Source organism: Mycobacterium angelicum (genome assembly GCF_002086155.1).
In the GTDB taxonomy this organism is placed as follows: Bacteria; Actinomycetota; Actinomycetes; order Mycobacteriales; family Mycobacteriaceae; genus Mycobacterium; species Mycobacterium angelicum.
Genome location: NZ_MVHE01000489.1, coordinates 1 through 218, shown reverse-complemented (window position 1 = coordinate 218; position 218 = coordinate 1). Strand labels below are relative to the sequence as shown.

Genomic DNA, 218 nt, shown 5'->3' with positions numbered 1-218 from the left:
GGGGCAACGCGGCGCCGCACCGGGTGATGTTCTGGTGTTCACCGACGACGACACCGACAAGACCATTGACCTGCTCATCGCGTGTCACCTTGCGGGTTGCGGGTACAGCGTCTGCGACACCGCTGACGAAATTTCCGTGCGGACCAATGCGATTACCGAGCACGGCGATGGCATCTTGGTGACAGTGGTCGACGTGGCCGCCACCCAGCTGGCGGTTG

1 protein-coding gene is annotated in these 218 nt (G+C 63.3%); it reads left to right on the top strand.

The genetic code is table 11. The features are described from left to right. The coding region (locus BST12_RS30390) for a hypothetical protein (RefSeq protein ID WP_139802162.1) at positions 1-218 on the top strand (218 nt) is incomplete at both ends.